The 3,733-nt window shown below is 33.1% G+C and carries 4 protein-coding genes; 3 read left to right on the top strand and 1 reads right to left on the bottom strand.

All coding sequences use genetic code 11. From position 1 onward, the window contains the following. Window positions 1–179 precede the first annotated feature (179 nt). Window positions 180–1,100 (bottom strand): hypothetical protein, encoded by a 921-nt coding sequence (locus KSO91_RS16435; protein ID WP_238744106.1) that lies wholly within the window; start codon window positions 1,098–1,100, stop codon window positions 180–182. Window positions 1,101–1,339: 239 nt separating this feature from the next. Between KSO91_RS16435 and KSO91_RS16440 the strand changes: the two genes are divergently transcribed. The 3 genes from KSO91_RS16440 to KSO91_RS16450 form a co-directional block, all read left to right on the top strand. After that, entirely contained in the window at window positions 1,340–1,543 is a 204-nt protein-coding gene (locus KSO91_RS16440) for an Arm DNA-binding domain-containing protein (RefSeq protein ID WP_238744107.1), read from the top strand. Between the two features lie 161 nt (window positions 1,544–1,704). Next, entirely contained in the window at window positions 1,705–2,700 is a 996-nt protein-coding gene (locus KSO91_RS16445; protein ID WP_238744108.1) for a transposase, read from the top strand. Between the two features lie 322 nt (window positions 2,701–3,022). Next, the coding region (locus KSO91_RS16450; protein ID WP_238744109.1) for a hypothetical protein at window positions 3,023–3,733 on the top strand (711 nt) is incomplete at its 3' end.

Here is a 3,733-nt window from a genome sequence, read left to right on the forward strand (position 1 = left end):
ACCAACAACTTTATCAATTTCAACAGTTTTGCTTTCGATATCAAGAACAGCAATTACCAGAGGGCAATTGATGTAATGTATTTATTAGTGATCTAGCAGTTTTTAGTAGTAGTAGGTTCGGTCGATGTTAAATACAGCACATCAAGTGCTGGATTTTTCTGAAAATACTTTTTGAATATTTATAAACTATTTGATGCGTTTTCTATTTGTGTAGATTCTTCTTCGGCTTTTTTCATGTCTAGTAATTCTTGTTTACGCTTTTTTTCATTATATTGAATAGAATAATATTTATCCATCAATTGAGTGTCGATAAGTTGATACTGGATGTATTCCATTTTATTTTCTAAGCTGTTATATAAATGAGCTTCTCTGTATGGATTTATCCACAAAGAACTACCATTATCCCTGTACGTAAAATCCCGTTCATATTTTTTTTCATTCGCTTGGTAAATTACTGAATGTAATCTGGTTTTTTCACCTGAATGTTGCTTCCAAAAATGAGTTATGCGAGCCAGTTTGTGCTCAACAAATGTAAGGGTTGTTTTATAAGGGCAAATATCTATTACACAAGGTGCTTTATCGTAATTATTGATAGCTACATTTGTAACTTTCTGTCTAGTGTCGGGTATGATTTGTGAACTTAATTTTTGTGATTTCAATCGATCATCCATTAAGGTTTCTATTAATTCAGTTTTCCCTAATACAAAACCGTATTTATTATTGTTAAATTTACCTATCTGTGCCTTTTTGAAAACCTCGTTATCTCTTGATGATGCAGGTTGGATCACAGATTTTTCCTTTTTAAGAATGATCAATGAACCGTAAACATCTAATATTACTCTCTGTTTTTGAGGTGATAGGTCTGCTACAAGTACACCTACATCTCCATTTCTCGCATCATAGCTGCTATCAGGATAAGATATAATTTTATCTCTTAATTTTTTTGAAATATATGGTAAATGTTTATCAATATATTTTTTTCTGTCTTTGTATTCAGTAATCCATGAATAAGATTGTCCTTTGTTAATAATTTTATAATACTCATTCGATAGAGCATTAAAACTAATGGAATAGAGGAAGATAAAAAAGAAATATTTCACTATTGGATCCCTTGATTTTTTTTTAATGCATAATACTAATATATCACCGTAGAATTATTTCAATTTGTTCTAATTGGTAATTAAAGTTGAGAGCTTCTCCACATTACTGGTATGGATGATGTCTTTGCTCAACAATCTATAACATAATATCACTTATGACCCTCTATCAATCCCACCCGTAACCACCACAACTTCATCCATATATTAATAAATTATCTTATTCAATTGAGGTAATTCCCATGCAAACCAAACTAAAACTCACCACAGCAAATATCAAATCCATCCCACCCAACGATAAAAAATCTCCATCAACAGAGAAAGAATATTCAGACACTGAGCTAACAGGTTTAAAGCTATTATCAGGCAAGAATGGTTCTAAACGATTCCTCTTACGCTATCGATTTCAAGGTAAGAAAGCATCAATCGCCATAGTAAAATTATGAAAATTATGGAAAATTATGGACACCCAATAGTTTGACTAATGATAATTACCATTCTATCTTTTAGCAATATGGAAAATTATGGACACCCAATAGTTTGACTAATGATAATTACCATTCTATCTTTTAGCAATGCTGTTTTGCATGTTAGGAGGTAGTTTGTTATGACTCAATCTCGCCAATCGCAAGTATCACTATCAGATACGCCTTATTATCATTGTATTTCTCGCTGTGTCCGTCGTGCTTATTTGTGTGGTGAAGATAAATACACAGAAAAATCCTTTGAGCATCGCCGGCAGTGGGTGGTTGAACGAATGCATTACCTTGCTTCAGTATTTAATATCGATATTTGTGCCTATGCTATTATGTCGAATCATTACCATCTTGTGCTTCATATCGATGAATACGCTAACAACAAAATCAATCATAAAGAAGTCTGTGAGCGGTGGTGTCGGCTTTACTCAAAACCTATTTTAGTTGAACGTTGGCAAAATAATAAAACCACGTCAGAGGCCGAAAATAAAGCGGCACTTGAAATTATCAATGGCTGGCGAGGGCGGTTAGCTGATATCTCTTGGTTTATGCGTTGTTTAAATGAATTTATTGCGCGTAAAGCCAATAAAGAAGATGAATGTGTGGGTAGGTTCTGGGAAGGCCGCTTTAAATCACAGGCGTTATTGGATGAAGACGCGTTGCTAACGTGTATGGCCTATGTTGATTTAAATCCAGTCCGTGCCAAAATGAGCAATAGTGTCGAAACCTCCGAATATACATCTGCTTATGAGCGTCTCCATGGTGTTGCCCAGCAACAAGAAAAACCATTGGCATACCCTTTTAATAAGAAACCCTTATTTGGTTTTGTGGGTGATGAACATGAAGAAAACCCGCAAGGCATCCCATTCTCATTGTTGGATTATCTCGAATTAGTTGACTGGAGTGGACGGATTATTCGAGATGACAAACGCGGTGCTATTTCAATACAACATCCTCAATTATTATCCAAACTCGGCTTAGATAGTGAGACGTGGATATCGCTCGCGAGTAGTTTTGGCAAAGATTACCAAGGTGCTGTTGGCTCTTTGGAGGCATTAGCCGAGTTTGCTAGTCATACCGGTAAGCGCTGGATAGCCAGTAAAAACCAATTACGACGATTGCATTAGTTAAAACGTTATTATTGCCTAAATTATTTTTTATTGGCAACTGCCAATATTTTTCATGAATGGAAAACCAGCATTACTACCAAACACCGTTTAAATTTTATTTTTATCATTATAAATCACATTATTTCGATTATGGTTTGGGTTCGTTAATAGCGAAAAGAGTATTCTGTTGCAGTCAAAAGTAATTGGCTGTCCAGATCTTTATTTAATCTAATTCTTATCGTTCATCTCATCCTCAAAAAAAAATACTCCTGATATAAAAAAATAAATTAAGGTGTAGTATGTAGAATATTGTTAATACGTCTCATAAATTAGGTTAATTATGGCCACTTACAAATTTAAAAAAAATGACATCATTGGTAATTTGGATGCAGAAACTGATTCATATCTTGAATCATGCTTTTATGAATCAAATGTATTTAAAGGTATTGTAAATTTTAATTCAGGAATAGATAACCCAGATTTCACTCGAAGGGTTATTGTTGGTCGAACAGGAAGCGGAAAAACTGCACTTATTAAACGATTGGTTTCTCATGATTACATAAAAATACATGATACTATTGAAGCTGAAAATACTGTTTTTGAGCACATAAATAATAATAAATTTATCTCGGAACTTGTAAAAAATGGTATTGATTTGAGAGTTTTTTATAAATCTCTCTGGCTCCACGTTTTATTAGTGAAAGTTATCAATCAACTTTATCAATCAACTTCGGGAAGCTTTTTAGATCTTATACGAGATTTAAATCCTACAAAAAAGAAGAAGTACAAACCTGAAATAGCAAAAGAATATTTAGAATCATATAAAGATAACTTTTTTAATGACTCCGTAGTAACTGAAATCGCTGAAAAAATGCAACAGGAACTCTCTGGTAAAGCTAATTTTGAAATTTTCAACGTTACAGGTAAAGCAACAGAAGAAAGCATTAAAAAAGTTCAAAGAGAAACTTCTAGTTACGTAAGTAGGGAGTTGATCAGAAAACAAAAAGAATTAATAAAAATAATTAAAGAAGAGTTTTCAGATAATAAACAA

It is taken from the genome of Psychromonas antarctica (assembly GCF_022267535.1).
GTDB lineage: Bacteria > Pseudomonadota > Gammaproteobacteria > Enterobacterales > Psychromonadaceae > Psychromonas > Psychromonas antarctica.